The sequence below is a fragment of the Chryseobacterium endalhagicum genome (assembly GCF_016745235.1).
Taxonomy (GTDB): Bacteria; Bacteroidota; Bacteroidia; order Flavobacteriales; family Weeksellaceae; genus Chryseobacterium; species Chryseobacterium endalhagicum.
The window spans coordinates 978,315-1,003,254 of the sequence record NZ_JAELVM010000003.1 but is presented as its reverse complement, the minus strand read 5'-3'; the positions used below and the strand labels follow the sequence as shown (position 1 = coordinate 1,003,254).

At 39.1% G+C, this 24,940-nt stretch carries 30 protein-coding genes; 15 read left to right on the top strand and 15 right to left on the bottom strand.

Annotated features, from left to right (window positions below; translation table 11 throughout):
* Positions 1 to 237: 237 nt before the first annotated feature.
* On the bottom strand, positions 238 to 708 hold the full coding sequence (locus JET18_RS20080) for a cupin domain-containing protein (protein ID WP_202094165.1): 471 nt from the start codon (positions 706 to 708) through the stop codon (positions 238 to 240).
* Positions 701 to 1,693, bottom strand: a complete 993-nt coding sequence (locus JET18_RS20075) for an NADP-dependent oxidoreductase (protein ID WP_202094163.1) — start codon at positions 1,691 to 1,693, stop codon at positions 701 to 703. Before JET18_RS20075 ends, JET18_RS20080 begins: the two co-directional genes overlap by 8 nt.
* A 91-nt stretch (positions 1,694 to 1,784) precedes the next feature.
* Here JET18_RS20075 and JET18_RS20070 point away from each other — a divergent pair, with 91 nt between their 5' ends.
* Positions 1,785 to 2,162 carry a winged helix-turn-helix transcriptional regulator gene (locus JET18_RS20070; protein ID WP_202094160.1) on the top strand — a complete coding sequence of 126 codons (378 nt, stop codon included), beginning with the start codon at positions 1,785 to 1,787 and terminating at the stop codon, positions 2,160 to 2,162.
* Positions 2,163 to 2,608: 446 nt separating this feature from the next.
* Here the strand turns inward: JET18_RS20070 and JET18_RS20065 are convergent, their stop codons facing one another.
* Complete coding sequence (locus JET18_RS20065; protein ID WP_202094158.1) at positions 2,609 to 2,974, bottom strand: DUF1304 domain-containing protein; 366 nt, start codon at positions 2,972 to 2,974, stop codon at positions 2,609 to 2,611.
* A gap of 65 nt (positions 2,975 to 3,039) precedes the next feature.
* Between JET18_RS20065 and JET18_RS20060 the strand changes: the two genes are divergently transcribed.
* The 3 genes from JET18_RS20060 (at position 3,040) to JET18_RS20050 (ending at position 4,556) form a co-directional block, all read left to right on the top strand.
* The gene (locus JET18_RS20060; RefSeq protein WP_202094157.1) at positions 3,040 to 3,612 is read left to right on the top strand and encodes a Crp/Fnr family transcriptional regulator; all 573 of its coding nucleotides are present in this window, start codon (positions 3,040 to 3,042) and stop codon (positions 3,610 to 3,612) included.
* A gap of 63 nt (positions 3,613 to 3,675) precedes the next feature.
* Positions 3,676 to 4,104 carry a DoxX family membrane protein gene (locus tag JET18_RS20055; RefSeq protein WP_228728601.1) on the top strand — a complete coding sequence of 143 codons (429 nt, stop codon included), beginning with the start codon at positions 3,676 to 3,678 and terminating at the stop codon, positions 4,102 to 4,104.
* 8 nt (positions 4,105 to 4,112) lie between these two features.
* Positions 4,113 to 4,556 (top strand): carboxymuconolactone decarboxylase family protein, encoded by a 444-nt coding sequence (locus JET18_RS20050; RefSeq protein WP_202094154.1) that lies wholly within the window; start codon positions 4,113 to 4,115, stop codon positions 4,554 to 4,556.
* 83 nt (positions 4,557 to 4,639) lie between these two features.
* Here the strand turns inward: JET18_RS20050 and JET18_RS20045 are convergent, their stop codons facing one another.
* The 6 genes from JET18_RS20045 to JET18_RS20020 form a co-directional block, all read right to left on the bottom strand.
* Positions 4,640 to 5,611 carry a cyclase family protein gene (locus JET18_RS20045; protein WP_202094153.1) on the bottom strand — a complete coding sequence of 324 codons (972 nt, stop codon included), beginning with the start codon at positions 5,609 to 5,611 and terminating at the stop codon, positions 4,640 to 4,642.
* 75 nt (positions 5,612 to 5,686) lie between these two features.
* Positions 5,687 to 6,670, bottom strand: coding sequence for an aldo/keto reductase (locus tag JET18_RS20040; RefSeq protein ID WP_202094152.1), 984 nt, complete (start codon positions 6,668 to 6,670; stop codon positions 5,687 to 5,689).
* A 717-nt stretch (positions 6,671 to 7,387) separates the two neighbouring features.
* On the bottom strand, positions 7,388 to 8,062 hold the full coding sequence (locus JET18_RS20035) for a type 1 glutamine amidotransferase domain-containing protein (RefSeq protein WP_202094149.1): 675 nt from the start codon (positions 8,060 to 8,062) through the stop codon (positions 7,388 to 7,390).
* A 79-nt stretch (positions 8,063 to 8,141) separates the two neighbouring features.
* The gene (locus JET18_RS20030) at positions 8,142 to 8,429 is read right to left on the bottom strand and encodes a putative quinol monooxygenase (RefSeq protein ID WP_202094148.1); all 288 of its coding nucleotides are present in this window, start codon (positions 8,427 to 8,429) and stop codon (positions 8,142 to 8,144) included.
* 2 nt (positions 8,430 to 8,431) lie between these two features.
* Positions 8,432 to 9,316 carry an NAD-dependent epimerase/dehydratase family protein gene (locus JET18_RS20025; protein ID WP_202094147.1) on the bottom strand — a complete coding sequence of 295 codons (885 nt, stop codon included), beginning with the start codon at positions 9,314 to 9,316 and terminating at the stop codon, positions 8,432 to 8,434.
* 1 nt (position 9,317) lies between these two features.
* A complete protein-coding gene (locus tag JET18_RS20020; RefSeq protein ID WP_202094146.1) occupies positions 9,318 to 9,932 on the bottom strand; it encodes an NAD(P)H-dependent oxidoreductase in 615 nt (204 codons plus the stop codon).
* 172 nt (positions 9,933 to 10,104) lie between these two features.
* Here JET18_RS20020 and JET18_RS20015 point away from each other — a divergent pair, with 172 nt between their 5' ends.
* Together JET18_RS20015 and JET18_RS20010 are read left to right on the top strand one after the other, a co-directional pair.
* Positions 10,105 to 10,866 carry a metallophosphoesterase family protein gene (locus JET18_RS20015; RefSeq protein WP_228728600.1) on the top strand — a complete coding sequence of 254 codons (762 nt, stop codon included), beginning with the start codon at positions 10,105 to 10,107 and terminating at the stop codon, positions 10,864 to 10,866.
* A gap of 41 nt (positions 10,867 to 10,907) precedes the next feature.
* On the top strand, positions 10,908 to 11,828 hold the full coding sequence (locus JET18_RS20010) for a LysR family transcriptional regulator (RefSeq protein WP_202094145.1): 921 nt from the start codon (positions 10,908 to 10,910) through the stop codon (positions 11,826 to 11,828).
* Here JET18_RS20010 and JET18_RS20005 read toward each other — a convergent pair.
* Both JET18_RS20005 and JET18_RS20000 read right to left on the bottom strand, forming a co-directional pair.
* Positions 11,781 to 12,248, bottom strand: coding sequence for a GNAT family N-acetyltransferase (locus JET18_RS20005; RefSeq protein ID WP_202094144.1), 468 nt, complete (start codon positions 12,246 to 12,248; stop codon positions 11,781 to 11,783). The genes JET18_RS20010 and JET18_RS20005 overlap by 48 nt on opposite strands.
* A complete protein-coding gene (locus JET18_RS20000; RefSeq protein ID WP_202094143.1) occupies positions 12,249 to 12,683 on the bottom strand; it encodes a GNAT family N-acetyltransferase in 435 nt (144 codons plus the stop codon).
* A gap of 234 nt (positions 12,684 to 12,917) precedes the next feature.
* Here JET18_RS20000 and JET18_RS19995 point away from each other — a divergent pair, with 234 nt between their 5' ends.
* From JET18_RS19995 to JET18_RS19980, 4 genes are all read left to right on the top strand, one after another.
* Entirely contained in the window at positions 12,918 to 13,793 is an 876-nt protein-coding gene (locus JET18_RS19995; protein WP_202094141.1) for an aldo/keto reductase, read from the top strand.
* A 116-nt stretch (positions 13,794 to 13,909) separates the two neighbouring features.
* The gene (locus JET18_RS19990; RefSeq protein ID WP_202094140.1) at positions 13,910 to 14,614 is read left to right on the top strand and encodes a DNA alkylation repair protein; all 705 of its coding nucleotides are present in this window, start codon (positions 13,910 to 13,912) and stop codon (positions 14,612 to 14,614) included.
* Between the two features lie 619 nt (positions 14,615 to 15,233).
* Positions 15,234 to 16,295 carry an NAD(P)H-dependent flavin oxidoreductase gene (locus JET18_RS19985; protein WP_202094139.1) on the top strand — a complete coding sequence of 354 codons (1,062 nt, stop codon included), beginning with the start codon at positions 15,234 to 15,236 and terminating at the stop codon, positions 16,293 to 16,295.
* A gap of 232 nt (positions 16,296 to 16,527) precedes the next feature.
* Positions 16,528 to 16,971: a lipocalin family protein gene (locus JET18_RS19980; protein WP_202094138.1), complete on the top strand. Its 444-nt coding sequence runs from the start codon at positions 16,528 to 16,530 to the stop codon at positions 16,969 to 16,971.
* Positions 16,972 to 17,382: 411 nt separating this feature from the next.
* Here the strand turns inward: JET18_RS19980 and JET18_RS19975 are convergent, their stop codons facing one another.
* From JET18_RS19975 to JET18_RS19960, 4 genes are read right to left on the bottom strand one after another with little or no spacing between them, the layout of a single operon-like run.
* Positions 17,383 to 18,720, bottom strand: a complete 1,338-nt coding sequence (locus tag JET18_RS19975) for a UDP-N-acetylmuramate--L-alanine ligase (RefSeq protein ID WP_202094137.1) — start codon at positions 18,718 to 18,720, stop codon at positions 17,383 to 17,385.
* A 6-nt stretch (positions 18,721 to 18,726) separates the two neighbouring features.
* On the bottom strand, positions 18,727 to 19,164 hold the full coding sequence (locus tag JET18_RS19970) for a hypothetical protein (protein WP_202094136.1): 438 nt from the start codon (positions 19,162 to 19,164) through the stop codon (positions 18,727 to 18,729).
* Positions 19,165 to 19,179: 15 nt separating this feature from the next.
* The gene (locus JET18_RS19965; RefSeq protein WP_202094135.1) at positions 19,180 to 19,986 is read right to left on the bottom strand and encodes a lysophospholipid acyltransferase family protein; all 807 of its coding nucleotides are present in this window, start codon (positions 19,984 to 19,986) and stop codon (positions 19,180 to 19,182) included.
* 27 nt (positions 19,987 to 20,013) lie between these two features.
* Positions 20,014 to 20,643 (bottom strand): NUDIX hydrolase, encoded by a 630-nt coding sequence (locus JET18_RS19960; RefSeq protein ID WP_202094133.1) that lies wholly within the window; start codon positions 20,641 to 20,643, stop codon positions 20,014 to 20,016.
* Between the two features lie 350 nt (positions 20,644 to 20,993).
* Here JET18_RS19960 and JET18_RS19955 point away from each other — a divergent pair, with 350 nt between their 5' ends.
* The 5 genes from JET18_RS19955 (at position 20,994) to JET18_RS19935 (ending at position 24,930) form a co-directional block, all read left to right on the top strand.
* Positions 20,994 to 21,812: a hypothetical protein gene (locus JET18_RS19955; protein ID WP_202094131.1), complete on the top strand. Its 819-nt coding sequence runs from the start codon at positions 20,994 to 20,996 to the stop codon at positions 21,810 to 21,812.
* 161 nt (positions 21,813 to 21,973) lie between these two features.
* On the top strand, positions 21,974 to 22,375 hold the full coding sequence (locus JET18_RS19950; RefSeq protein WP_202094129.1) for a hypothetical protein: 402 nt from the start codon (positions 21,974 to 21,976) through the stop codon (positions 22,373 to 22,375).
* A 10-nt stretch (positions 22,376 to 22,385) separates the two neighbouring features.
* A complete protein-coding gene (gene csgH / locus JET18_RS19945; protein WP_202094128.1) occupies positions 22,386 to 23,117 on the top strand; it encodes a curli-like amyloid fiber formation chaperone CsgH in 732 nt (243 codons plus the stop codon).
* 11 nt (positions 23,118 to 23,128) lie between these two features.
* Positions 23,129 to 23,539 carry a curli production assembly/transport component CsgF gene (locus JET18_RS19940; protein ID WP_202094126.1) on the top strand — a complete coding sequence of 137 codons (411 nt, stop codon included), beginning with the start codon at positions 23,129 to 23,131 and terminating at the stop codon, positions 23,537 to 23,539.
* A 26-nt stretch (positions 23,540 to 23,565) separates the two neighbouring features.
* Positions 23,566 to 24,930, top strand: a complete 1,365-nt coding sequence (locus JET18_RS19935) for a CsgG/HfaB family protein (RefSeq protein WP_202094125.1) — start codon at positions 23,566 to 23,568, stop codon at positions 24,928 to 24,930.
* The last annotated feature ends 10 nt before the right edge of the window (positions 24,931 to 24,940 follow it).

The following is a 24,940-nucleotide window of genomic DNA, read 5'->3' as shown; positions in this document are numbered from 1 at the left end:
AAAGGTTCGCAATGACAACGACAAAAAAATAGCTGAAAATCTGTGATTTTCTTGCGTCTTAAAAACACGTCCTAAATAAAAACACTTGCGTCTTTGCGTTTACCAACAAGCTTTTAAAGTTTTTTATTCCCACAAATCGCACAGATAACACAGGCCTTTTCTTAGAAGAATAGTCGTAGACCCCAAATCTTTAAATCCTTTAAATGCTTAAATCTTTCAATACTTCAATCTTTAAATCTAATGTTCCGCATCAATCAAAACGGCGAGCTGAATACACGGCTCATCCGACCGGTTGCTCCATGCATGATTGGTTCCTCTCTGAATAACAATATCTCCAGGTTTGAGGAGTGTTTCCCCTTCTTCCATGATTAAATAAAGTTCACCGGAAAGAATAATAATATAGTCTAAGGTTGGGGTTTGATGCATCATAGGGTGAGGTTCCCCGGTTTTGAATTCCACGCCGAGATCTTTGTCCGGTGGAATAACCACATAGCGGAAATACGTTCCGTTTTTCGGAGTCTGTGGAAATCCTGTGTTGGGAATTCGGGTTTCATGATCTAATGCTGCAGGCATTTCCTGTGTATTCCAGATATCTGAAATAATTAATCCGGGAAAATGTTCTACAACATTTTCCGATTGCCGGTCCTCAATAATAATAGATTTTCCGTCTTTAATTCCTGTGACGATACGTCTGGGGATTTTATTCATGTTTCATGATTAATTTATGACCTTGGGTCTGGTTGTCTTTAAGAATAGAATGGGCTTTTAAAACGGTATCCAGAGAAAGATCTCCTACGGTTTTATAATTAGGGGGGCTGATTTTTCCGTTTTCAATAAATGTTGAAATTTTCTCTAAGTTTCCTTTGTAATATTGATAGTCTTTGTTCATGCTGTAGGAGTAATTGGAAATATTCATGATCACTGTTCCTTTATTGAAAAGGGTTTCGTGGGCATCTTTTGAAATTAACGCGGTTACATCCACATAAGTCCCATTGATTTTCAAAACCCCTGCCGTGATTTCCGACATATAATTTCCGACGAGATCAACTCCGAAATCAAAAAGCTGACCATTGTTGGCATTTAAAAGATGGTCTGCAAGGTTTTCGTCTTTATAATTGATGATCTGATGATTTTTAAGGCCCAATCCAAGGAGAATCTGTCTGTTTTCTTCACTTCCGACCGTCGTTGTAATGTTTTGGAATTGATTCGCGATTAAAAATTTAATCACAAAAGAACCGACTCCGCCTGTTGCTCCAGTCACTAAGACAGTATCATTTTCGTTTAGCTTTAAACGGTTGACGGTCTGTAGCCCTGTAAGTCCCGCAGAAGGAATAGCAGCCGCCTGTTCAAAAGAAATACTTTTAGGTTTTAATGCAACAATAGCCTCAGGAACAGCAATATATTCGGCATAGGAACCGTTGCTTCCCATAGACCCGCTTCCGCAGAATACTTCGTCTCCGATATTGAACTGATGAACATCTGCTCCTTTTTCAACCACAATTCCCGACATTTCCCGGCCTAGAACAGGTGATTTAAGCAGTTTCCGTTCCAGCTCGTTCTCAATCATCTGATAATCGATAGGGTTGAATCCACTGGCTTTGATCCGGATTAAAACTTCATGACTTTTCGGTTTAGGTGTTTCTATCTCCGCCTCTCTGAGCTGGAAATTTTCATTTAATATAATGGCTTTCATAAGAGTAATTTGATAGACAAATGTAAAAACAGAATAGTTTATATTTGCTACCAGTTAACTATTGGTAACTAGTTACCTTAATGAAACCATTATGGCAAAAATCATTGAAAACGGAATAGAAAGGGAGGCCAGCTGCACGGAAGAGCTCTATGCAATGCGCGACAGTCTGGATGTTTTAGGCGGAAAATGGAAGCTGATGATTATCCGGTATCTGACCAACAGAACCGATCAGCAGATCCATTTTAAAAAGCTGCAGCGCGGTATTACCGGAATTTCGGCAAAGATGCTGAGCAAGGAATTGAAAGAACTGGAAATAAACCTTCTCATCACAAGAACCATTCAGGACACAAAACCAATCACTGTAGCTTATGCGGTTACGGAATACGGAAAATCAGTTTTCCCGGTGACGGAGACTTTAGTGAATTGGGGAATTATTCATCGGGAGAAGATTAAAGAGTCGATGGGGTGATTGATTTAATTTAAAAATTGAAGAATTTAAAAATTTAAAGATTTGGGGTCTACGACTATTCTTCTAAGATCTGTGTCATCTGCGCGATTTGTGGGAATATAAAACTTTATAAGCTTGTTGGTCAACACAAAGGCGCAAGGGGTTTTATTTAGGATGCGTTTTTAAGGCGCAAGAAAATCAAAGATTTTCAGCTAATTTTTTTATTTCTGTCTTTTTATCTCTGTCATTGTGAACCTTTAGGTGAAGCAATCTCAAATTTATTTAGCAAAGAGCCGTTTTTTAGATTGCTTCGTCGCTTTGCTCCTCGCAATGACAGGATGAAATTTTATCGGAGATAAAATCCTTGCGTCCTAAAAAATTTGAATCAGGAAAAATTTTGTGTCTTTGCGATGACCAACAAATTTTTTAAAATACAAGCCAAAAAATAATTCAATAGCTTTTCAGAATTATTTCAAAAGAACAGCAATTATCGCCAGTATCGCCGGTAATGCCTGAACAAAAAATATCCTTTTCGTAGCAGAAACAGCTCCATAAATTCCCGCTATTGCCACACAGCTCAGAAAAAATAATGCAACATTGGTCTGCCACTTCGGATCATCAATGAAGAACGACCAGATCAGTCCTGCCGCAAGAAATCCGTTGTAAAGTCCCTGATTGGCAGCCAAACCTTTGGTAGGCTTAAACATATCTGCGGGTAATGCCGCTTTAAACACTTCCTTTCCTTTGGTTTCCCAGGCGAACATTTCCATCCAAAGGATATAAATATGTTCCAGTGCCACGATGGCGATGAGAATTTTAGCAACGAGTTCCATGATTTATTATTTTGTAATTGTAAAACTAAAAAAATAAAGTTAAGTTTGATTACTCAATTGCAAAGATGGATACTTTCAAACAACATTTAAATAAATTTATTACGGTCACGGATGAAGAATATGTGTCTATATTTTCTTTTTTCAGGGAGATGGAAGTGAAGAAAAAGCAGGATCTGATGCTTCACGGTGAGATCTGCAGATCGATGTATTTTGTGATGACGGGCTGTTTGAGAAAGTTTTTTGTCAATGAGAAAGGAGCGGAGCAGACTACTGAATTTGCCATAGAAAACTGGTGGATGACGGATACTTTCGCGTATGAAAGACAAATTCAGTCCGGATTTTCTATCCAGGCGGTGGAACGCTCTTCCATTCTTGTGATTGATCTTCAGCAGCAGGAACTTCTTTTGCAGAAGCATCCTATTATGGAACGGTATTTCAGGATGATTTACCAGAGGGCTTATGCCGCTTCGGAGAGGAGGATCCGTTATTTATATGAGATGTCCAGGGAAGAGCTGTATGTTCATTTCAGTACTTTGTATCCTTGGTTTATTCAGAGGATTCCTCAATATTTAATTGCTTCTTTTTTAAATCTTACTCCGGAATATCTGAGTGAAATCAGGGCGAAATTACGTTCTTAAACCAGTTTAAGATTTTTACCGATTATAAGTCGGAGATTTGTCATGTTATTAAAAGCCAATATCATGACAGACAAAAATATTAAGTTCCCACAGTTATTTTTAAGACTTTCCATTGCTGTGACCATGCTTTCTGCGGTGGCGGACCGGTTCGGTTTCTGGGGTGCGGATGCTGCCTGGGGAAACTGGGCAAATTTTGAAGCGTATACGAAAAAGCTGACCTTTTTTCTTCCGGAGTCTTTAAGTGTTACTTCAGCCTATGCAGCCACTTTTTTTGAAATTCTTTTTCCTTTAATGCTGCTTTTCGGCTGGAAAACCAGAGTTGGAGCTTATGGGGCGGGTTTTCTTCTGCTTGTTTTTGCTTTGTCGATGACGATGGCTTTGGGACCAAAAGCGCCACTTGATTATTCCGTATGGGTAGGAAGTGCTGCCGCATTTTTACTGGCCGTTCAGCCAACATATTTTTTCAGTATAGATCATTCAACCAATAAATAAATAATATTATGAGCGCAAGATTAAATATTGCCAACGTAGATTCAGCAGCTTACAAAGCGATGCTAGGACTGGAAGGATACCTTCAGACCATTTCTTTAAACCACATTCAAAAGGAATTAATCAAGATCAGAGCTTCCCAGATCAACAGATGTGCTTTCTGTCTGGATATGCACACCAAAGATGCCCTTAAATACGGGGAAACAACGCAGAGAATTTTTATTCTTAACGGCTGGAGAGAAGCGAAAGACTTTTTCACGGAAGAAGAGCAGGTTCTTTTGGCGATGACAGAAGAAATTACCCTGATCAGCGATAAAGGACTTACAGAAGAAACGTTCCAGAAAGCAAAACAGTATTTTGATGAAGCAGCTATTGCTCAGATCATCATGGCTATTGTAACCATCAATGCATGGAACAGAATTGCTGTAAGTACACATTTAGAAGTTCCAAGATAATTTTTTTGTTTAGAAAATTATTAACAAAAAGAGCCTTTCAGTTTTGAAGGCTCTTTTTCTTTTAGCTGAATCCCGCAGAATATTTAGTAGACCGCAACCGGATTGATATTCACCTGCGTAGAGCCTGTATACAAAGGCTGCCCCAGAACAAATAAAAATTCCCAGATCTTGTCTTTTACCAATGGCCGGCTGTCTATCAGCTCAAGATTATAAATTCCCTTTTTGGCCAGCATAAACTGATTGACAGGAAATTCTTCTTTGGATTTCGGGTTAGGATAAACTTCTGAAGCCCATGTGTCTCCTCCGAAAGCAACAATACCCTGTGAGGCAAGCCATTGTGCTGCTTCCATACCAATTCCAGGTTCTGTTTCTAAGAATTTCTGATTTTCTTTTCCAATCAGTTCCAGCCAGCCTGTGTTGAAGAGGACAATATCTCCTTTTCTGAGGGTAATTCCCTGTTTCTTTAAAACGGCTTTAATATCTTCAGTAGTAAATTCCGTACCGCCCGGAACGACTGCTTTTCCGTAATGAGCGGTCATATCTAAAACAATTCCGCGGGTCACGAAAGGAGGCACTTTTTCAATTCCTAGTTTCTTTACGCCTTCTACCGTTACAAAATCAGCGGCTTTATTTCCGTTGTAGTACGTATTATCAATCCCGATGTGGCCGATACTGTTCAATTGGGTTCCTACTCCGGTCCACGCATTGACAAGCTCATCATTAAAGGTGAATTTATTCGGTCCAATGCTTTTTCCTGCCTGTTGACCGGGCTGGATGTTGTATAAATTAAAGCTTCTGTGTCTGAATGCCGGAAGATTTTTATCAATAGGCACGGCTAAAGGAAGTGTTTTCCCCTGTTTTACTAATTCTATGGCCTGTTTTACCACTTCGGGGGTCAACAGATTGGCGGCTCCTATTTCATCGTGAGCACCATAAACAGAAGGATACCATGAGGTATCGTTTGGGTTGATACTTAAATTTTGCGCTTTTAAAACAACGCTGTTGATAGTCAATAGAGTAACCAACCCGAACATTTTGATCAGATTCTTTTTCATTTTTTATCATGTATGGGTTAAAAGAGAAAAATCAGTAAACAAATTTATCAGAAACAGTTTACTGATTGTATGAAATTAGATTTCGCTAAGCGCAGAATTGATGAAATTCAATTCGTCCTTAGAAAGGTCAATGGACATCGCCTGAGCATTTTCAATAGCCTGCTGAGCATTTCTGGCTCCTGCCAAAACCACTGTAATGGCCGGCTGTAATGTAGTCCAGCGCAATACCAGCTGTGAAAGGGAAGCTCCTTTTTCTCTGGCAATAGGCTCGATTTTTTCTAAGAAAATTTTTACTTTATTTAAATCAAACTGTGAAAAATAACCGTTTCTGTGGTCGTTATCTTTCAATTTATCTTCTTTGAAGTATTTTCCGGTCAGAAGACCTCTTTCCATAGGACTGTAAACGATAATTCCCGAATTGTTTTCCAGAGAATAGGGAACAAGATCACTTTCAATGGCTCTGTTCAGCATGCTGTAGGAAACCTGGTTGCTTGCTAAATGCAGTGTTCTGTTACCTTCCTGCATTTGCGGAACCGTATAATTGCTGACTCCCGCGGCAAGAACTTTTCCCTGCTGGATCAAGAGTTCCATGGCTTCCATGGTTTCACAGATGGCCGTTGTACTGTCCGGCCAGTGAAGCTGTAAAAGGTCAATATAATCTGTTCCCAGTCTTTTTAAGCTTTCTTCCACTTCTTTGATGACATTGGCTTTTGAGGCATATTTGTAAACCGGAAGTGTTTTACCTTCATCATCAGCATCAAAGAAAAATTCACCTTTTCCGTTGTTGCTGCCGTCCCATACCAGACCAAATTTGGTCAGTAACTGAATCTTTGAACGGTCTTTTCCTTTAATGGCTTCCCCGATCATCTCTTCACTAAGCCCGAAACCGTAGAATGGCGCGGTGTCAATAGAAGTTACGCCGTGATCCAGAGAGGCATGAATTGAATTGATGGAATCCTGTTTTTCATTGCCGCCCCACATATTTCCTCCGATAGCGAATGCACCGTGAGTAATTGCAGACAGTTCCAGTTCCGTATTTCCTAATTTTCTGTATTCCATTTTTTTGTTTTGAATTTTTATTTAAATGTTAAACCACAAAGTATTTTGTTGGGTATCGCAAAGACGCAAGTTTTTTCTAATTCGAATGCTTTAAGGCGCAATGATTTTATCTGCGATAAAATTTCCTCCTGTCATTGCGAGGAGCAGAGCGACGAAGCAATCTCAAAAAGTGATTGTTTTTTTACTAACCACAGATTGTACAGGTTTTCACAGAGGCTTATGTATTTTGTTGGGTATCGCAAAGACGCAAGTTTTTTCTAATTCGAATGCTTTAAGGCGCAATGATTTTATCTGCGATAAAATTGAACAGGTTTATTGTATACTAAGTAAATAGCTGAAAATCTTTGATTTTCTTGCGCCTTAAAAACGTATCCTAAATAAAAAAATTGCGTCTTTGCGTTTATCCAACTTAAAAAAGAATATTTTCACAGAGGTATATCATTCAATATAAAAATCTCTGATTTTTAAAGAACTTATATGAACTTCTTATTCATAAAGTATTAAACTTCAAATCACTTAAGTGTCAAAAACTTTGTGTCTTTTGTGGTTGTTTTTTTATTAACCACAGATGACACAGATTTTCACAGATGTTTATGCATTATTTAATGTAAAATCTCTGATTTTTTAAGGACTTATGTGAACATCTTCTTCGTAAATCTTTTAACTTTAACTCATTTAAGTGCTAAAAACTTTTGTGTCTTTTGTGGTTTAAAAAAATTATTTGCTAAGTTCCTTTAAAATCGCTTCACCCACACTTTTTGCAGACTGCGGATTCTGTCCTGTGATCACTCTCTGATCTGTCACCACATGGTTTTGCCAAAGCCCTGATTTTTCAAATTTAGCCCCTCTTTCTTTCAGTTTTTCTTCCAAAAGGAAAGGAACCACATGAGTAAGTTTTACTTCAGCTTCTTCTTCATTGGTAAAAGCATTGATCTTTTTTCCGTCTACCAGGTATTTCCCGTTGCTGAGCTTAATATTGACAAGACCTGCCGGACCGTGACAAACACCTGCTACAATACCATTGTTCTCATAAATTTTTGAAGCAATAGTTGCCAGTTCCGTATTATCTGCAAAATCCCACATCGCGCCGTGCCCTCCAGCGTAGAAAATAGCGCTATAATTGGCTGGATTTACCTGAGAAGGCTGCAAAGAATGGTTGATTTTATTTTTGTATTCCTTGTTTTCCCAGAATTCTTTGTTAACGGGATCTTTTAAATCAAATCCGTCTACCGGAGGAGTTCCGCCTTTCGGACTTACAAAATCAATTTCATATCCTGCTTTGTGAAGCACTTCCCACGGATGGGAAACTTCGCCCAGATAATAGCCGGTATCTTCTCCGGTGTTTCCTTTTTTATCATGACTGGTCACGACAAATAAAATTTTCTTTTTCATAGGTTTAGATTTTTGGTGTTGTGCATGAATAATTCCTATAGTGAACAGGGTTAAAAATAAGACGGCTAATTTTTTCATATTAAAGAATATTAGTGAGATAAATTTGTGGCTGTTCCTGTAATTTTTCATCAATGATGGCTCCGAAAGCTTTGATGTAAGGCTGTTGGTTATGTTCTGCCAGACCTTCTTCGCTTTTCCAGATTTCGTAGAAAATAAACTGGTTTTTGTCTTCAATACCCTGGTGAAGGCTGTAAAGCTCACACGCTTCTTCTTTTCGGGTTTCTTTTACCATATTCTGAAGAATTTCCAGTACTTCCGCCTGATGTTCTTCTTTTGCTTTTATAACTGCTGTAAGATAAATTTTCATAACTAAATAAATTTTTCAATAGATTGATATTGGGGTTTCCAGCCCAGTTCTGTTCTTGCCTTGTCTGCATTACAAAGGCTGTTGGAGGCAAATCCGAAATATCCGCCTGCCGGACCGAAAGTATTCACGGCTTCCTGTATGCTCACAGATTGTGCAGGTTGTAAATGATACTGTCTGCTAATATTTTCTGCCAGATTTCTGATCGTTGAAGATCCGTTTTCTGCATAATAAAGAGAGCCTGCTTTTGCCTTTTCCAATGCGAGTACATACAGATCTGCCAGGTCCTCAATATGGAGATTGGACCATCTGTTTTCTCCTTTTCCAAAATAGGTTCCAAACCCTTTTTCTTTAGAAAAATTGATCAAAGCCGGAAGCTGAATGCTGTCCTTTTTCAGTCCCAGACCTTCTCCGTAAACCATTGTGGGTACAATAACAATGCTTCTGATATCTTTTTTAGCCGCCTGAAGAACATAATTGTTGATCAGTACCCTTGAAGCCATTTCCAGTCTTGGCTGTAAAGGAACGTCCTCCGTGTAGACAAATTCACTTTTTTCTCCATTCTCTTTTCCTCCAAAAATGGCGGAACCTGAAGTGAAAATAAATGTTTTGCCGCTTCCTTCCAGTGCATTGATGAAACTGTCGGCAGCATAGGCGTCATCGGCAGAATCTGCCGTGTGGATAATCACATCGGCCTGGGAAATTGCAGCTTTCAAAACGGCTTCATCATGGATATTCCCTATAACTGGTTCAATTCCCAGTTGTTTCAGTTTTTCTGCTGCTGCTTCATTGCGTACAAGTCCTGATACACTGTAGTTTTTGTCTAATAACTTTCTGGCAACAGTACCGCCGATGTAGCCGGTAATTCCTGTAATAAATACCTTTTTCATATTAGGCTAATTGTGGTTTAAGCTCTTTCTCGAAAACCTGTTCAAGGTGTTCTCTGTACAGCTTCATATCGCGCTCTATATTGGCGTTTTTCTCTACATCATGGAAGTGAAAACTTTCCATTTTTTCCAGAGAAACAAAGGCGTTCATTCTATGGAAACCAAATAACGGTCCATTATCTACACTTGTCTCATTGAAGAATTCTCCGGGAAGGGTAAAGGCTGTTTCAGGGGCGTTCCAGCTGGTGGTTACCATATATTTTCTTCCGCCAAGCATTCCTCCCGTTCCATAATTAATTTTCGGATTTTCTGCATTTCTTCCGTCACTCATATAAATTCCTTTGGCGTGTCCGGCCGTAAAAACTTCATCGATGTATTTTTTAAGGCCATTAGGAAGCTGAAACCACCAGATCGGGGTATGGTAGATGATAAAATCTGCCCATACAAATTTCTTTACTTCCTCATTCTTATCGAAACCTTCAGCAACCTGAGTGGTTTTTATTTCTACATTTCCGAATTTCTGAAGTACTTCCAGTGTATTTTGCGCGATAGTGTCATTATATTTTCCTCCGGAATGTCCGAAATTTTGTCCTCCGTTGATGATCAATACTTTTTTCATTTTATGATTGTTTAAATTTTATGATGCAAAGTTACAGGGAGGGTTTGTATAATAAAAATAGTATAAATTATAAGTAACTATTAGAATAATGATAGTTTAAATTTTATCATTCATGTAAAATGTCATACTTTTTATTATTCATGTTGTCCCGGGTCTCTTGTACATTTGTTTGATGAATACAATGAATAGGGTACAGATTGCAGTTTTCAGTGATGTGCATGGAAATCTTCCGGCATTGGAAATGGTGTTGAATGATATTGAAAAAAGAGGAATCCGGCAGAAGTTCTGTCTGGGAGACCTCGTCGATTTTGCTCCCTGGGGAAATGAGGTGATTGAAAAGATCAGAGATCTGAATATTCCCTGTATTATGGGAAACCATGATGAACGGATTGCTTTTGATATTCCTGTGATTCCTTTATCCAAGCATTCTGAAGAAGAAACGGAGGCCAGATTTGCTGCAATTGATCATTCTAAAAAATTGATCACAGCTGAGAATAAAAAATTTTTATCGGAACTTCCATTTCATTTAAAACTAAACTACAAAATAGGGCAGAAGCACTGGAATATCCAGCTGGTTCATTCAGGTTTGTCCAGTAATGATACGTATCTGTATGAGTCAGAGCATGATGAGGTTTTTATGGATATGCTCGAAGAATCTCAGTCTGATATTATAGTTATGGGGCACACTCATTTATCATTTAAAAAACCTTTTGAGAATAAAAAATGGGCGGTGAATTGTGGTTCTGTAGGCCGTTCAAAAGAAGAAAACCGCCTGGCTTCCTATCTGATCCTGACGATGGATGAAGAAGAGATCCTTCCTGAAATTATCCAGATCACTTATCCAATTGAAGAAACAGCTCTTGCCATCATGGAAAGTGCGATTCCTGACTATTATGCTGCGTTCCTGAAAAACGAAAACATATCAGTATTATAATTATTTTGTAAATTTGTATCAGAATATTAATAATTAAAGTTATGGTCAATCTAGAATGGTACCGCACTTTTAAAGCGATATACAAAACCGGAACCCTCACCGGTGCTGCAGATTCCCTGTTTATCTCACAGCCTGGAGTGAGTCTTCATTTAAGCTCACTGGAAGCTTATGTGGGCTATAAGTTATTCGACAGGACCGGAAGGAAAATGATCCCCACGGAAAGAGGAAAAGTCTTGTTCAATGCTGTTTCTGAACCTATTTCCAAATTGGAAGATGTAGAGAAGAATTTCCAGAAATCTACAGAAAAACTTACGCCGACCATAAGCGTTGGAATGTGTTTTGAAACTTTCCAGACAACTTTGGAGCAGTATGTTTCTACGCTGCCTTTTAACCTGATCATCAGCTTCGGAGAGTACCCGGAAATGCTGGACCAATTGGATAAAGGGATCTTGGATCTTATCATTACCCCCAAAAAAGGAGTTTCACCGAATATAGAACATGAAGCGTTTTCTTCCGAACAGATTATTTTGGTAGGCGGAAAAGATGTGGATCTTGAAAGTTTTCAGGAAACCGTCAGTACCAAAGGCATCGAACATGTGGAAGAATGGCTGAAGCAGGAAAAATGGTATGGAACTACGGGAGATATGGAACATTTATTTCAGTTCTGGATCATGAATTTCGGGCATAAACCGAATTTCCGTCCCAACTATATCGTTCCGAATTTAAATTCCATCATCCGCTGTCTGAAAGGAGGAACCGGACTGGCTGTGATTCCCAATTTCCTGTGCAAAAACGAAATAGAAAGCGGAGAAGTGAAACTTATCTGGGAAGGAGAGAAAAAATTGGAAAATACCCTGTATTTCGGATGCCGGAAAAAAACAAATTATCAGGCCGAAATTGATCATATCAAAGGATTATTCAGAAAGGTCATGAGCCAGAACGATCATGTCGCGCATCTGTAAACCATTTTCATAAATAGGGAATGGGTAATGCTCCGTAAAAAAGTTTTTGCGTATTCCCTTTTTTATAAAACCATTTTTTTCGTAGAAGCGGATCTGCTGAAATCCTGTATCTGAAGTACCGACGGTTAAAGTCTTGTAGCCGTTTTCTGTGGCAATTTCTTTTGATTTTTTGATCAGGATACTGCCAATTCCCTGACTTCTGTAGTCTTCAGTGACTGCTATATTTTTGATTTCAAGTTCTGTACTGCTGTTGGGATACAATGCAAGTACGGCCATATCCTTCATGCCGTCATTTAAAAGATAAATAACAGAATTGAAGATATATTGATTGATTGCTTCCACAGTTTCATCCGCCAGAAGCAGCAATTCATAAGGAATATCTGAACCTGAATCAAGTTTATAAAAAGTGAAATTCTCCATTTACAGACTCATGTGAATAAGAGGATAATCCTTTCCTGAGCCGTCCTTTTCGGATCTTCCGGCCTTTTTAAATCCCATATTTTCATAAAACCCGATTGCCTGCGGATTCTGTTCGTTAACGTCTACTTTGGTAAGCCCGGTTGTTTCCTTCATGAACTCATAAAGTTTTTTCCCGTAACCTTTTCCCCGTGCATTATTATGAATGAAAAGCATTTCCAGATTGTCTTCAGCAACGGAAGCAAAACCCTGAGCTTCATTATTGTCAGTGATTAAATAGACTTCAAGGTTAGGAAGATAATCTCTTGGGATGACTTCTTTAAAATAATTAAAATCTTCTTCTGCAAGAAAATCATGGGTGGCTTTTACCGCAGATTCCCAGATTTGCATGATTCTGGGATAATCTTCAGCATGCGCCAGTCTGATCAGGTGTGACATGAGTTTGAGTTTCCTGCAAAAATAGGAATTAGAGGTTAGAAATTAGAAGTTAGATGTTAGAATTTAGAAGTTAGAAGTTAGAGATTAGAATTTAGAAGCTAGAATTTTTATAAAGGAAAAAAGTGGCAGTTAAAAAATACGGATAAAACAGTAAAAATGGTAAGCCGGTATTCCAATTTTTTATCGGAAATTTGTTAGGCTTTACATTAATATTAAACATTAAATTAAAGAATTATGCAAAAGAAAACATATGCAGGCCAGCCTGTAGTGACTTTAAATAACGGGGTGGATATTCCTGCTTTAGGTTTTGGAGTATGGCAGATGGAAAACCTGGATGAATGTGAAAAAGCTGTAGTAAAGGCGATTCACACAGGGTACAGAATGATTGATACGGCAGCCATTTACCAGAACGAAACGGCAGTAGGCCAGGCGGTGAAAGACAGCGGTGTCAGCAGGGATGAACTCTTTATTACTTCTAAAGTATGGGTTCAGGATCACGGCTACGAACAGGCAAAAAAAGCATTTCAGAGAACGCTGGACAGGCTGCAGATGGATTATCTGGATATGTACCTGATCCACTGGCCGTACGGTGATTTCCTGGGAACATGGAAAGCTTTGGAAGATCTTTATAATGAAAGAAAAATCAAAGCTATCGGGGTCTGTAATTTTACAGTGGAAAAACTAGAGGAATTGAAAGCGAATTCTACGGTTCTTCCGGTGATTAATCAGATTGAACTGCATCCGGTTTTCCAGCAGAAGGAACTTCAGGTGTACGACAGGGAAAATAATATCATCACACAGCCGTGGAGTCCGCTTGGAAACGGAAATGCGGATCTTTTAAATAATTCCGAATTAAAAGCTGTTGCTGAAAAATACGGAAAAACAGTGGCTCAGGTGATTTTAAGATGGCACCTGCAGGAAGGATTCGTAGTGATTCCTAAATCTGTAACGCCTTCCAGAATTGAAGAAAATTTCAACGTTTTTGATTTTGAACTGACGGAAGATGAAATGAACATTGTCCGTTCTTTAGACACTGGAAAAAGACTTTTCTTTGATCCGAAAGATCCGGAATGGGAGCAGAAAATGCTGAAATCTGTAGCAGATATTTAGCAGGATATACCCATTATATTTCTCCCGCAGATCAGGCAGACAGCACAGATTTTTATTATAATCATCAGCTGAATCGGTCTGATCTGCGGGAATTTTTTTAAATTTAAATAAAAACCATGACCGCTGGACAATTCATAGAAAAGCTATCTACTTTCCGGAATGAGAAAGAGATCGATAAGGTTGACAAATTTTTTAAAGGAAATGATGGGATAACGAAACCTTTCGGGGTGAAGTTCGGGGATGTTTTTAAGATAGCCAAAGCGTTCTCTGCAATGTCTCTGGAAGAAATTAACAAGCTTCTGGACAGCGATTTTTATGAAGTAAGAATGGGTGCAGTGAGCATCATGGACTTTCAGGCAGGAAACAAAAAAACGTCTGAAGAAAAGAAAAAAGAACTCTTTGATCTCTATTTAAAACGCCATGACCGTCTGAACAACTGGGATTTTGTAGACCGGGCAGCGCGGAATGTCATAGGTGAATATTTAATTGATAAGCCGCGGGATATCCTGTACCAGCTGGCTGAATCTGAAAATCCGTGGGAAAGAAGGACGGCCGTAGTGAGTACCCATGCTTTTATCAGGAAAAATGATACAGAAGACACTTTCAATATTGCAGAAATTCTTGTCCATGACCCTAACGAGCTGGTGAATAAAGCCGTTGGAAGCTGGGTAAGGGAAGCCGGCAAGAAAAATCCCAGAAGACTGCATCATTTTCTGGATCAGTACATCAAAACAATGCCCGCTGCAACATTTTCCTACGCAATAGAAAAACTCGATGCTGATACCAAAAAGCATTATAAAGACCTCCGAAAGAAAGCTTAGAATATCCCCCGATCATCTGTGAAAATCGGCGTCATCTGTGGTCAAAAAAACAACCACAAAAGTCACAAAAGTTTTTTAACACTTAAGTGATTTGAAGTTGAAAGCTTTGCGAAGAAAAAGTTCACATAAGTTTTGAAAAAATCAAGATTTTAAACTGCATAATATCCACAATCATCTGTGAAAATCTGCGTCATCTGTAGTCAAAAAAAACAACCACAAAAGTCACCAAAGTTTTTAACACATAAGTGATTTGAAGTTTAAATACTTTATGAAGAAAAAGTTCATATACATATAAGTTTTAAAAAAAATCAAAGATTTCTATAATATATATCCATAATCATCTGTGAGAATCTGTGTAAAAAAAAGAAATAAAATTTAAACCATTAAGAGCCATTAAGTTTTTAAGAATATTAAGATTAGCGTTGCTTTAAGCAGTATTACTTAAAAAATCTATAGATTTATCTTAACGATCCTTAACCCTTAAATTATTCTTAATGGTTCATCTGAAAAAAAATCAGTTAAAGAAAAATATATCCAGGGAAGTTTCGTGAGCAATATCATCCTTTAAAAATCAAATGATATCACTGTTTTTTCGTAAATTTTAATTAAAATAATCCCTATGATCTGGCCCGACACTATTACTCAAAAATTCAAAGTTAAATATCCCATCATCCAGGCTCCGATGTTTGGAGTAAGCACACCGCAAATGACCGCCGCCGCAGGAAAAGCCGGATGTCTGGGTTCTCTGGCACTGGCAGATCTTTCAACGGATCAGTCTGCTGAACTGATCAGGGAAACTAAAAAACTCACTGACCAGCCATTTGCAGTTAATATTTTTGTTCATGATATTCCGGAAATTACAGATTCTTTAAAGCAGCAATTCTTTAAAGCAAAACAGACAATTACCCATCTTGCAAAAGAAAATAATCTGGAGGTTGATCTTCCTGATCTTGAAGATATTAAGGTTAAAAGCTACCACGAACAGCTGGATGTCGTTATTGAAGAAGGCTGTAAGATTCTGAGTTTTACCTTTGGAAATCTGGATGATGAGAGTATTCAGAAACTGAAAGAAAATGGAGTGACTCTTGTGGGTACCTGTACTTCGGTGGAGGAAGCTTTGATGCTGGAAAATTCAGGAATTGACGTCATCTGTGTTCAGGGAATTGAAGCGGGAGGACACCGCGGAACGTTTGATGCTGAAAATATCCCGATGATTGGCGGAATGACTTTACTTTCTGAGGTATATGATCATGTAAAGGTTCCATTGATCTATGCTGGAGGAATTTATAATGGCAAAACCTTAAGAGCTGCGAAAGAACTGGGAGCGCAGGGTTTTCAGGTGGGAAGTATATTGCTGGCCTCTCAGGAAAGTGCGTTGAAGCCATTTGAAAAGGAAGGGCTCAGCAGAGTGGTGGAAAAAGATATTGTCCTGACCAGAAGTTTTTCAGGGCGGTATGCAAGAGGAATCCGGAATAAGTTTATCGAAAATATGGAAGCTTCAGGTGATATTCTGCCTTATCCTTATCAGAATAAACTGACCAATGAGCTGAGGAAGGTTTCAAAAGCTTTGCAGAATACAGATTTTGTAAGCATTTGGGCTGGACAGTCGATTCATCAGTACAGTTATCTGTCTACGGAACAGATCCTGAATCAACTTATAGCGGATGTAGAAGGGATTTAGAGGTTTGGAGCACGAAGAGGGAAGCTGGAGGTACTACTGGTCATTCATTTTCTACCAGTACTTTTAAAAATATAAAAACTGCCTTTTAGTTGTTCTTAAACGGATCAATAACTTCCATCTTCCGACTTCAGGCTTCCTGACATTATCACAGACAAACATGCCATATCCCGAACTCCAGTTATTTAATGAAAATTAGTTTAATTTTGCAACTATTGAAGCTTAAAACTAAATTATGAAGAAAATATTTCTACCATTGACTCTGTTTGCGATGATGGGATGCAGCGACAACAATGATGAAAAGGAAGATGACCAGCGTACCATGATCGGTACATGGAAAATGACGAAGGTAGAAGCCTACAAATCTTCTATAAAGGAGACGGAAACACGGGTTCCGACTGGCTGTGATGCAGAAATGACCAATGAATTCAGATCGGGAGATATGACAACCATACATTTTACTAAGAAGAATAATGTATGTGTTCCTGATGAAACGGTAACCAGAAAATATACCTACGATCAGCAATCTAAAAAATTCTGGTATGAAGAAGAGTATGATTATCCTTATAGGGTTCCGCAATTAACCGCCACCCAGATGATTCTGGAAAGTAATGTGGATGATATTGATGGCGATGGTATTAATGACGTCATTAAATACTATTTTCAGAGAATTAAATAATATAAAAAGATGCTGCTTAAAAAAGCTTCCCAAGAATAATTCTTAAGGCTTTTTTTCTTTCTAGATTATTTTTTTCAAGATTTCCGGCAAAACGAGTAGTTTTATTAGACGCAAAGCTTAATTTTTGATACTGGATATTTGAGGTTGCAAAGATGAATCAATCTTTGATTGATTTGACTAAGCTGCTGTTTTGGTTACGCTTTAATTACTTACTTACTTACTTACTTACTTACTTAATTCAATCATTTGTTAATGGAAACTTTGTATTGAAAATTAATCAAAAAAAAGACCGTCTCACTTGAGACAGCCTCTTTGTTTTATGTTTAGAAAACCTGAAATAGATAATTACCTGAAATTTTCAAATCATCACATCATCGCATCATCAAATTATCACATCACCAAATCATCACATCACCTCGTCAGATTAAGACCTCCGAAATTCCCTGAACTCATCATCAGGAAAACGCCGTCTGTTTTGTCTAAAGTTTCCCAATAGGCATGAAGTTCTTCAGCATTGGTGAACACTCTTAAAGTATTATTTTTAAACTTTTCCTTAATGAATTCCGGAGAAATAGGCTCCATTCTTTTGATTTTTAAAGCATCTTCAGAATAGAAAACTATGGCTTCATTCAATCCGTCCATCGCGTGGTCGTACTGCTCAAGGAAAACAGGATTCAGGCTGGAATAGGTGTGAAGCTCAAGGAAACCGTATTTCTTTTCCTTTTTAAACTGTTCCTGGAATGCCTTCACTGTTGCCTTTACTTTGCTTGGCGCGTGGGCGAAATCTTTGTATAATGTTCCGTGATCTTCTCTCTCTACTTTTTCAAGACGTTTTGAAGCACCTTTAAAACTCATGATAGCCTCATAAAAAGCCTCATCCATGATTCCCAGCTGTTGGCAGATGTGTCTTGCGCCTTCCATATTCAGAAGGTTGTGGGCACCGAAAACAGAAAGCGGAACGTCGCCCATTTCGGTTTTTAAATATACTTTTCCGTTGCTGATCTCATATTCAGGGGTTTTGTAAGGGATTTTTCTGAAATAATTTTCAGCGGCTTCCACTACTTTTACCACTTCGGCATCTTCTTCATTGTACACCAGAACACCGCCTGGCGTAATGCTCGCTACAAATTTTCTGAACTGATCGATATAATCATCAAACGTTTTGAATACATTGATGTGGTCCCAGGCAATACCGCTCATTAAAGCAATATTCGGCTGGTACAGAAGAAATTTTGAACGCAGATCGATAGGAGAGGAAAGGTATTCATCACCCTCCAGCACCATGAAATCGTTGTCCTGGGTTAGTTTTACCATACAGTCAAAGCCTTCCAGCTGAGCACCCACCATAAAATCTACATCTTTCCGGTGAAAGTTCAGAACGTGGAGGATCATCGAAGTAATCGTTGTTTTTCCGTGTGAACCGGCGATAACTACTCTGGTTTTGTTTTTCGACTGCTCGTAAAGAAACTCAGGGTATGAATAAATCTTTAAACCCAGCTCTTTTGCTCTTGCCAGCTCAGGATTGTCCTGATGTGCATGCATTCCAAGGATCACGGCATCAATATCCGCAGTGATCTTTTCCGGGAACCAGCCCATTTCCTGAGGCAGAATTCCTTTGTTTTCCAATCTGGATCTGGAAGGCTCGAAAATAGCATCATCTGAACCGGTCACCTGATATCCTTTGTCTTTTAACGCAATAGCAAGATTATGCATGGCGCTTCCGCCTATAGCAATGAAGTGGGTTTTCAATTGTATTTACTGTTTTTTTACATTGTTATTAATGATTTCCTGGAAAGCATTCACGATATTGTTCCAGTTGGTCGTAAAGTTCGGCATGATCATACTTGCATCAGTCTTGCTGCCTTCATTCGGGCCTTTCTTGATGTTGATGGAAGTACTTACATTATCATACAGTTTTTTACGGTCTTCCTGTATCCTTCTGAAATTATTCTGGGAAAGGGTTTGGTTCAGCTTCTTCAGGTCTTCACTGGAGATTTTAAAGTCCTGTCTGAACTTTTTCCCCTGACCTTCATAGGAATAATGGGCATTGTTTCCTTTGACCAGCAAATTCTCATATACCGGGGCAAAACCACCGCTTCTTGAAAAGCTGATGTCAAAATCTGAATACACCTTCTGGCTGTTACACGAAACTAATACTATGACCGCGAATATGATCCCTAATATTTTGTTCATAATTTTTACTTACTATTAATTATTTGAGTCCTTTTGTTCTAATTTTTTAGCTTTAAGTTCTTCATCATAATTGTGCAGTACATTGAAGTCTTCCGTCTGCTCTATAGCAGTCATGATCTTCAATAAAATTTCAGGCGCTTTTTCGTTGTCGTAATCTATATCAAGAGGTGCTTTGAATTCCATGGTAGGTTTTACGCCTGTAACCTTTACACGGAGGCCTTTTTTGTCAAATGCCCTTCTGAACCCGTTGATCTTGATAGGGATCACGATAGGGCGCTGGTTTTTGACCAGTTTGGCTGTTCCTCTTCGTCCCTGTGCAAAAGCAGATGTAGTACCTTGAGGGAAAGTAGCTACCCAGCCGTTGTCCAGAGCTTTCATAATATTGTCTACCTCGGTAAGGTCTACCATTCTGTTGACGTTTTTACCTTCCGCTCTCCACGTTCTTTTTACCGTTACAGCACCTGCGATCTTGAAGATCTTGGGAAGAATTCCTTTATTCATGGTTTCTTCGGCTGCTACATAATAAAAATCGATCTTTGGATTAAGCAGATAGATCGGGTTTTTTATCGTATCCAGATATCCGTTATTCACAGCGCAGAATGCATGATACATGGCTGCCACGTCTGCAAAATAAGTCTGATGGTTGCATACAAAAAGCACATTGGAATCCGGAAGATCCACAAGGTGTTCCGTACCGGTTATCTTCAGTTTATTAAAGCCGTTGAACCTTCTGTAGGATACAATTCCTAAAATAAAAATAACCAACCTTTTTAAAAAATAAGGTGTTCCGAATGCATCGGTGAAAATATTTTTCTTCGCCATCTCTCAATTAAACACGGTAGTGCAAAGTTACATTTTTTTCAGCAACTGGCTAAACTCGCTCAATATCATCGCTGTAGCCCCCCAGATAATATACCCGTTGAAATTAATCACCGGAACTTCATGCCCGGCGGCACCCGGCAGGGCCATCATCTCGGGATTATCAGGAAGATTGAGGAAAGAAGTGATAGGAAATTCTATGGTTTCCACTGCTTCGCTCTGCTGGAGAACGAAAAGCGGATTCTTTTTAGTATACGAAATATAGGGATATACGTAAAAATTACTCGGCGGAATATAGATAGGAGACATTTCCCTGATGATCCGGATATAATGCTTTTCTATACCAATTTCTTCCGAAGTTTCACGTACTGCAGTTTCAGCAAAATCCCGGTCCATTTCCTCACGTTTTCCGCCCGGAAGTGAAATCTGGCCGCTGTGTCTGTCGTGCTCGTTGATGGTTCTTTGGATCAAAGGGAAATACCATTCATTGTCTTTTAAATACAGAACGATATTAACGGCTGCAAACTTTGGATTTTTTGCCAGCACTTCATCATAGGTAAATACAGGTCGGGAAGGCGGCGAAAATACCCCATGGGCATTGATTCCCGGCAGTTCCACATTGGTTATTTTCCGCAATAAATCTTTTCCAAAACTTTCCATACCGTAAATTTAGCAATATATACTGAAGAAAAGAACAGGCGTTAACATTAATTAACCATTGGGTAGTCATTAAATGATTTAAGGATTGAATGATTTAAAAATTGAAAGACTTGAGAGGAGATAGATTAATTTGTGTTGGAAATTAGAGTTATTTTATTTATCTATTTGAAAATCAATATTTAAAATACCGTATTTCCCCGTAACTGAAACAGGTGATATGGAAAAAGCTGTAAACAGTGACTTCTAAAACTGTAAACAGTGATTTTAAAAATTTACACTTTAGCCGTGGTTTTTCATTTTGGTTTTGCCTATACCTTTGTCATACTATTAACCAATTAATTTTTATCAAAATGAAAAACTTTATTTCAGGTGTATTTACACTAATGGCCATGAGTTTCAGCTTCGCACAATCAAATATTGATATTACTGCCCAGATCGGAAACTTGAATACCGCTACTGTTAGTCAGACAGGTCTTTTAAATATCAACACCCTTACACAGGATGGAAACCGTAATACGGCAGACATTGATCAGGTAGGTGTTCTCAATGTCAATACTGCAGAAAGTATCGGTAACAGAAACTCAATTGACGTGGACCAGGCAGGTCTCGGAAATACAAATGATGTAAGCCAGATGGGAAACAGAAACTCTGCAGTAACCTGGCAGCTTGGTGCTTTTAACTCTACAGAACAAACTCAGATCGGAAGAAGAAATGAAACATCCTCTGTACAGCTGGGTATAGGAAACGCAGTAGTACAGTATCAGGATGGAAGAAGAAATGATGCTTCAGCTATTCAGATCGGTAACGGAAACGATGCTTACCAGATCCAGCTTGGAAGAAGAAATGATGCCAGCGGCCTTCAGGTAGGTAACGACAACCTTTTGGTTCAATATCAGGATGGTAATGACAACAGTGCTACACACGATCAGGCAGGTAACAATAATATTGCCGCTTCAGTTCAGGTAGGAGATGATAATACAGCTATTGGTGTTCAGATTGGAAACAGCAACCAGTTATATCAGCTTCAGTTAGGAGATTCCAACACAGCAGTGGATGTTCAGATGGGTAACAATAACTTTACCTGGGTGGCTCAAAGCGGAGATTCCCACATTCATGTAGGAACTCAGATGGGTAACGGAAACTCAATGGTGATTAACCAATCCAACTAACAATGTACTGTAATCAAAAATAAAAAGGAGTAGCTGCGGTTATCTCCTTTTTTTAAGCTTTTCATGATCAGCATACCCGGAAACCGTGATTTTATATATCTACCTGCCGGGTGTGTTTTTCCGGATACTCTATTCATGTACCTTTATTAAAAATTAATACCATGTTTAAACCGGGGTGGGGTGCCTTTACACTTTTCGCAGTAACCTGTTTACATGCACAGCAGATAGACTGGGACAAGGTCAACAGCCATACAGTTATTGAACTTATAGCAAGACAGCAGACCGAACAGCAGGGACTTTACGGTTCCCATATCATCCAGATCGGGGACCAGAATAATGCGCAGCTTTCTCTTAATGCCAGAACAAATATTGCCATACAGCAGCTGGGAGATTACAATACGCTTTATTTTATCAATTCTTTTACTGATAAAGAAAACAAAACTGCCGTTACTGCACAGGGAAATAACAATATTATTGATATTACCGGAAGCAACAGTGTCTCAGACGGAATGCAGATTAATGTAAAAGGCGACAACAAAACTATTTTCATGAGGAATTATTAAAACACACGTGATGAAACTTTTATATTCCCTGAGCCTGTGCACTTTATTTATCTTCCTGTCTGCAACAGTTGACGGGCAGGAAGATAAAAAAGTGAACGCCAAGATCGAAAGTGATGTCCTTGAAAACCAGATCAGGCTCAAAGCGGTGGTGACCAATAATACCGCAGTCTATAAAGAACTCAATTACCTTTTGATTTCCATTAAAAAAGGAAATGCAGGAAACCTTTCCAATAACCAGCAAAGCGGGAAATTTTCCATCAATCCCAATGAAGTAAAAGTTTTATCTGAGATCAATGTAAATCTTGAACAGAAAGATGCCCTGAAAGCCTTTCTCTATGTAAAAGATGAAGAAACACAGAAACTTGTCGCCAAAGACAGCCTGGAACTGAATACAGATCTGTTTAAAAAGAAAACCGCCAAAGTGGAAGAAGATGCCGTCTTTGAGCTGAAAGGTCTTACGATTGATGAAACCAAAACAAAGGTCGGGAAAGATTTTTATGATCTCTTTTATCTTCAGTATAGCCAGCTTCCGGAGAAAAGCAGCGGAGCAGTGACCATTTCAGAGCTTCCGCTCCGTGGGACAAGCGGCCAGATCAGCATTCAGATTGATGACAAGGTTATTTACAGTTTTATGACCAATCCCAATGATGATTATCTCAAAGAACAGCTGGTAGCCAGCTTAAAATATATCAAAGAATTTAATACCAGGAAAAATCTTATTAAAAATGAATTTATCTACTAAAAACGTCCGCCATGAAAACTTTTATCATTATTTTGACCTTTATTGCGGGTATTTTCTCCGGAAAATCTCAGCAGCTCGTTTATAAGCCCGTCAATCCGGCATTCGGAGGTGATACTTTTAATTACCAGTGGCTTTTAAGTTCAGCAAACGCTCAGAATCAGTTTGACGAAAAAGATGATTACAGCAGTCTGCTGGATGACATCAATTCTTTAGACAGTTTCAGCCAGAGCCTCAACAGGCAGGTGCTGAGCGAACTGTCCAGGAAATTATTTGAAGATCAGTTCGGGGAGGGCAGTATTAAGCCCGGAAATTATCTTTTCGGTTCGCTTTATCTGCAGATTACTACTACAGCCCAGGGACTTTTGATCAATATTTTGGATACCAGTACAGGCGATCAGTCCGAGATCGTAATTCCAAAATAAAAAAATAACTAAAAACCAAACTAACCATGACAACTTACACTTACACCAGAATTTTTTTCTGTACGTTGCTCCTGTGCATCATGCAGGCCTGCAGTTCGATCCTGGGGCTTCCTTCCGATCCCGAAAGATCCACGATGGGAGAGCTCACACCATCCACTGCAGAACTGAGGAACCTTCCTCTTCCCAAAGAAAAAATCGTCATCGGCGTATACAAATTCAGAGACCAGACCGGCCAGTATAAACCGTCTGAAAACGGGAACAACTGGAGTACAGCCGTGCCCCAGGGAACCACTACCATTCTGATCAAGGCACTGGAAGACAGCCGGTGGTTCATCCCTATCGAAAGAGAAAATATTGCCAATCTTTTAAACGAAAGGCAGATCATCCGGTCCACAAGACAGGAATATATGAAAGATGCCGATAAAAACAGCCAGGCACTGCCGCCTCTTCTCTATGCAGGAATTCTCCTGGAAGGCGGGGTGATCTCCTATGACAGCAATGTGATGACCGGCGGCCTCGGAGCAAGATACTTCGGAATAGGGGCGTCCACCCAGTACCGCCAGGACAGGATCACCATCTATTTGCGTGCTGTTTCTACGCTTAACGGCGAGATCCTGAAAACCGTTTACATTTCCAAAACCATTCTTTCCACCAGCGTGAACGGAAGCTTCTTCAGATATATTGATACGGAAAGACTGCTGGAAGCGGAAGTAGGGCTTACTCAGAATGAACCCGTACAGCTTGCCGTGACCGAAGCCATTGAAAAGGCCGTAAGATCTTTGATTGTTGAAGGCATCAGGGATAAAATATGGGGAAAAGCCTCAGAAAACTTAACAGGGTATCAGGCAATGATTAATGAGTATAACAGAGAGCAGGAAGAAAATGCAGGCAGAACGGTTGGAAATAAATTCCCTGAAAATTACAGACAGAAAGTTTCCTTTTTTGCGAATATTGAAGCACAAAAGATCAAAGATGACTATGTAAATCCTGAAATGAATGTGGGCGGAAAGCTGGGAATCAAATATTTTATAAGTCCCAATTTCAATATTGAGGCCAGCGGAAGCTATTTCACATTAGAAAATAAAAATATTCTCAAAAGAAATTACGTGGTTCCTGAGTTTAATCTCGAATTTCTGCTGTTCCCAAAATACAGATTGAGTCCGTACATCTATGGCGGGCTGGGAGCCATGTTTTCAAAATACAAACCACAGTACAAAGGCCAGGTGGGCGGCGGTCTGGAATATATGGTCGGGAATAACACCGCCATCCGCGCTTCCTCACAATATGATATCGGTTTTAAAGACAACTGGGAAGGTATGGTGAACGGAAAAAGAAAAGATCAGGCACTCCGGTTTGCGATTGGAATCAATTTTTACCTTGGAAACAAATAAAAACATGAAC

Bases quoted from the DNA above. Each gene is read 5' to 3' on its own strand.
- JET18_RS20080 (WP_202094165.1), bottom strand. From the start codon at position 708: ATGAATAAAATCCCCAGACGTATCGTCACAGGAATTAAAGACGGAAAA.
- JET18_RS20075 (WP_202094163.1), bottom strand. From the start codon at position 1,693: ATGAAAGCCATTATATTAAATGAAAATTTCCAGCTCAGAGAGGCGGAG.
- JET18_RS20070 (WP_202094160.1), top strand. From the start codon at position 1,785: ATGGCAAAAATCATTGAAAACGGAATAGAAAGGGAGGCCAGCTGCACG.
- JET18_RS20065 (WP_202094158.1), bottom strand. From the start codon at position 2,974: ATGGAACTCGTTGCTAAAATTCTCATCGCCATCGTGGCACTGGAACAT.
- JET18_RS20060 (WP_202094157.1), top strand. From the start codon at position 3,040: ATGGATACTTTCAAACAACATTTAAATAAATTTATTACGGTCACGGAT.
- JET18_RS20055 (WP_228728601.1), top strand. From the start codon at position 3,676: ATGACAGACAAAAATATTAAGTTCCCACAGTTATTTTTAAGACTTTCC.
- JET18_RS20050 (WP_202094154.1), top strand. From the start codon at position 4,113: ATGAGCGCAAGATTAAATATTGCCAACGTAGATTCAGCAGCTTACAAA.
- JET18_RS20045 (WP_202094153.1), bottom strand. From the start codon at position 5,611: ATGAAAAAGAATCTGATCAAAATGTTCGGGTTGGTTACTCTATTGACT.
- JET18_RS20040 (WP_202094152.1), bottom strand. From the start codon at position 6,670: ATGGAATACAGAAAATTAGGAAATACGGAACTGGAACTGTCTGCAATT.
- JET18_RS20035 (WP_202094149.1), bottom strand. From the start codon at position 8,062: ATGAAAAAGAAAATTTTATTTGTCGTGACCAGTCATGATAAAAAAGGA.
- JET18_RS20030 (WP_202094148.1), bottom strand. From the start codon at position 8,429: ATGAAAATTTATCTTACAGCAGTTATAAAAGCAAAAGAAGAACATCAG.
- JET18_RS20025 (WP_202094147.1), bottom strand. From the start codon at position 9,316: ATGAAAAAGGTATTTATTACAGGAATTACCGGCTACATCGGCGGTACT.
- JET18_RS20020 (WP_202094146.1), bottom strand. From the start codon at position 9,932: ATGAAAAAAGTATTGATCATCAACGGAGGACAAAATTTCGGACATTCC.
- JET18_RS20015 (WP_228728600.1), top strand. From the start codon at position 10,105: ATGAATACAATGAATAGGGTACAGATTGCAGTTTTCAGTGATGTGCAT.
- JET18_RS20010 (WP_202094145.1), top strand. From the start codon at position 10,908: ATGGTCAATCTAGAATGGTACCGCACTTTTAAAGCGATATACAAAACC.
- JET18_RS20005 (WP_202094144.1), bottom strand. From the start codon at position 12,248: ATGGAGAATTTCACTTTTTATAAACTTGATTCAGGTTCAGATATTCCT.
- JET18_RS20000 (WP_202094143.1), bottom strand. From the start codon at position 12,683: ATGTCACACCTGATCAGACTGGCGCATGCTGAAGATTATCCCAGAATC.
- JET18_RS19995 (WP_202094141.1), top strand. From the start codon at position 12,918: ATGCAAAAGAAAACATATGCAGGCCAGCCTGTAGTGACTTTAAATAAC.
- JET18_RS19990 (WP_202094140.1), top strand. From the start codon at position 13,910: ATGACCGCTGGACAATTCATAGAAAAGCTATCTACTTTCCGGAATGAG.
- JET18_RS19985 (WP_202094139.1), top strand. From the start codon at position 15,234: ATGATCTGGCCCGACACTATTACTCAAAAATTCAAAGTTAAATATCCC.
- JET18_RS19980 (WP_202094138.1), top strand. From the start codon at position 16,528: ATGAAGAAAATATTTCTACCATTGACTCTGTTTGCGATGATGGGATGC.
- JET18_RS19970 (WP_202094136.1), bottom strand. From the start codon at position 19,164: ATGAACAAAATATTAGGGATCATATTCGCGGTCATAGTATTAGTTTCG.
- JET18_RS19965 (WP_202094135.1), bottom strand. From the start codon at position 19,986: ATGGCGAAGAAAAATATTTTCACCGATGCATTCGGAACACCTTATTTT.
- JET18_RS19960 (WP_202094133.1), bottom strand. From the start codon at position 20,643: ATGGAAAGTTTTGGAAAAGATTTATTGCGGAAAATAACCAATGTGGAA.
- JET18_RS19955 (WP_202094131.1), top strand. From the start codon at position 20,994: ATGAAAAACTTTATTTCAGGTGTATTTACACTAATGGCCATGAGTTTC.
- JET18_RS19950 (WP_202094129.1), top strand. From the start codon at position 21,974: ATGTTTAAACCGGGGTGGGGTGCCTTTACACTTTTCGCAGTAACCTGT.
- csgH (WP_202094128.1), top strand. From the start codon at position 22,386: ATGAAACTTTTATATTCCCTGAGCCTGTGCACTTTATTTATCTTCCTG.
- JET18_RS19940 (WP_202094126.1), top strand. From the start codon at position 23,129: ATGAAAACTTTTATCATTATTTTGACCTTTATTGCGGGTATTTTCTCC.
- JET18_RS19935 (WP_202094125.1), top strand. From the start codon at position 23,566: ATGACAACTTACACTTACACCAGAATTTTTTTCTGTACGTTGCTCCTG.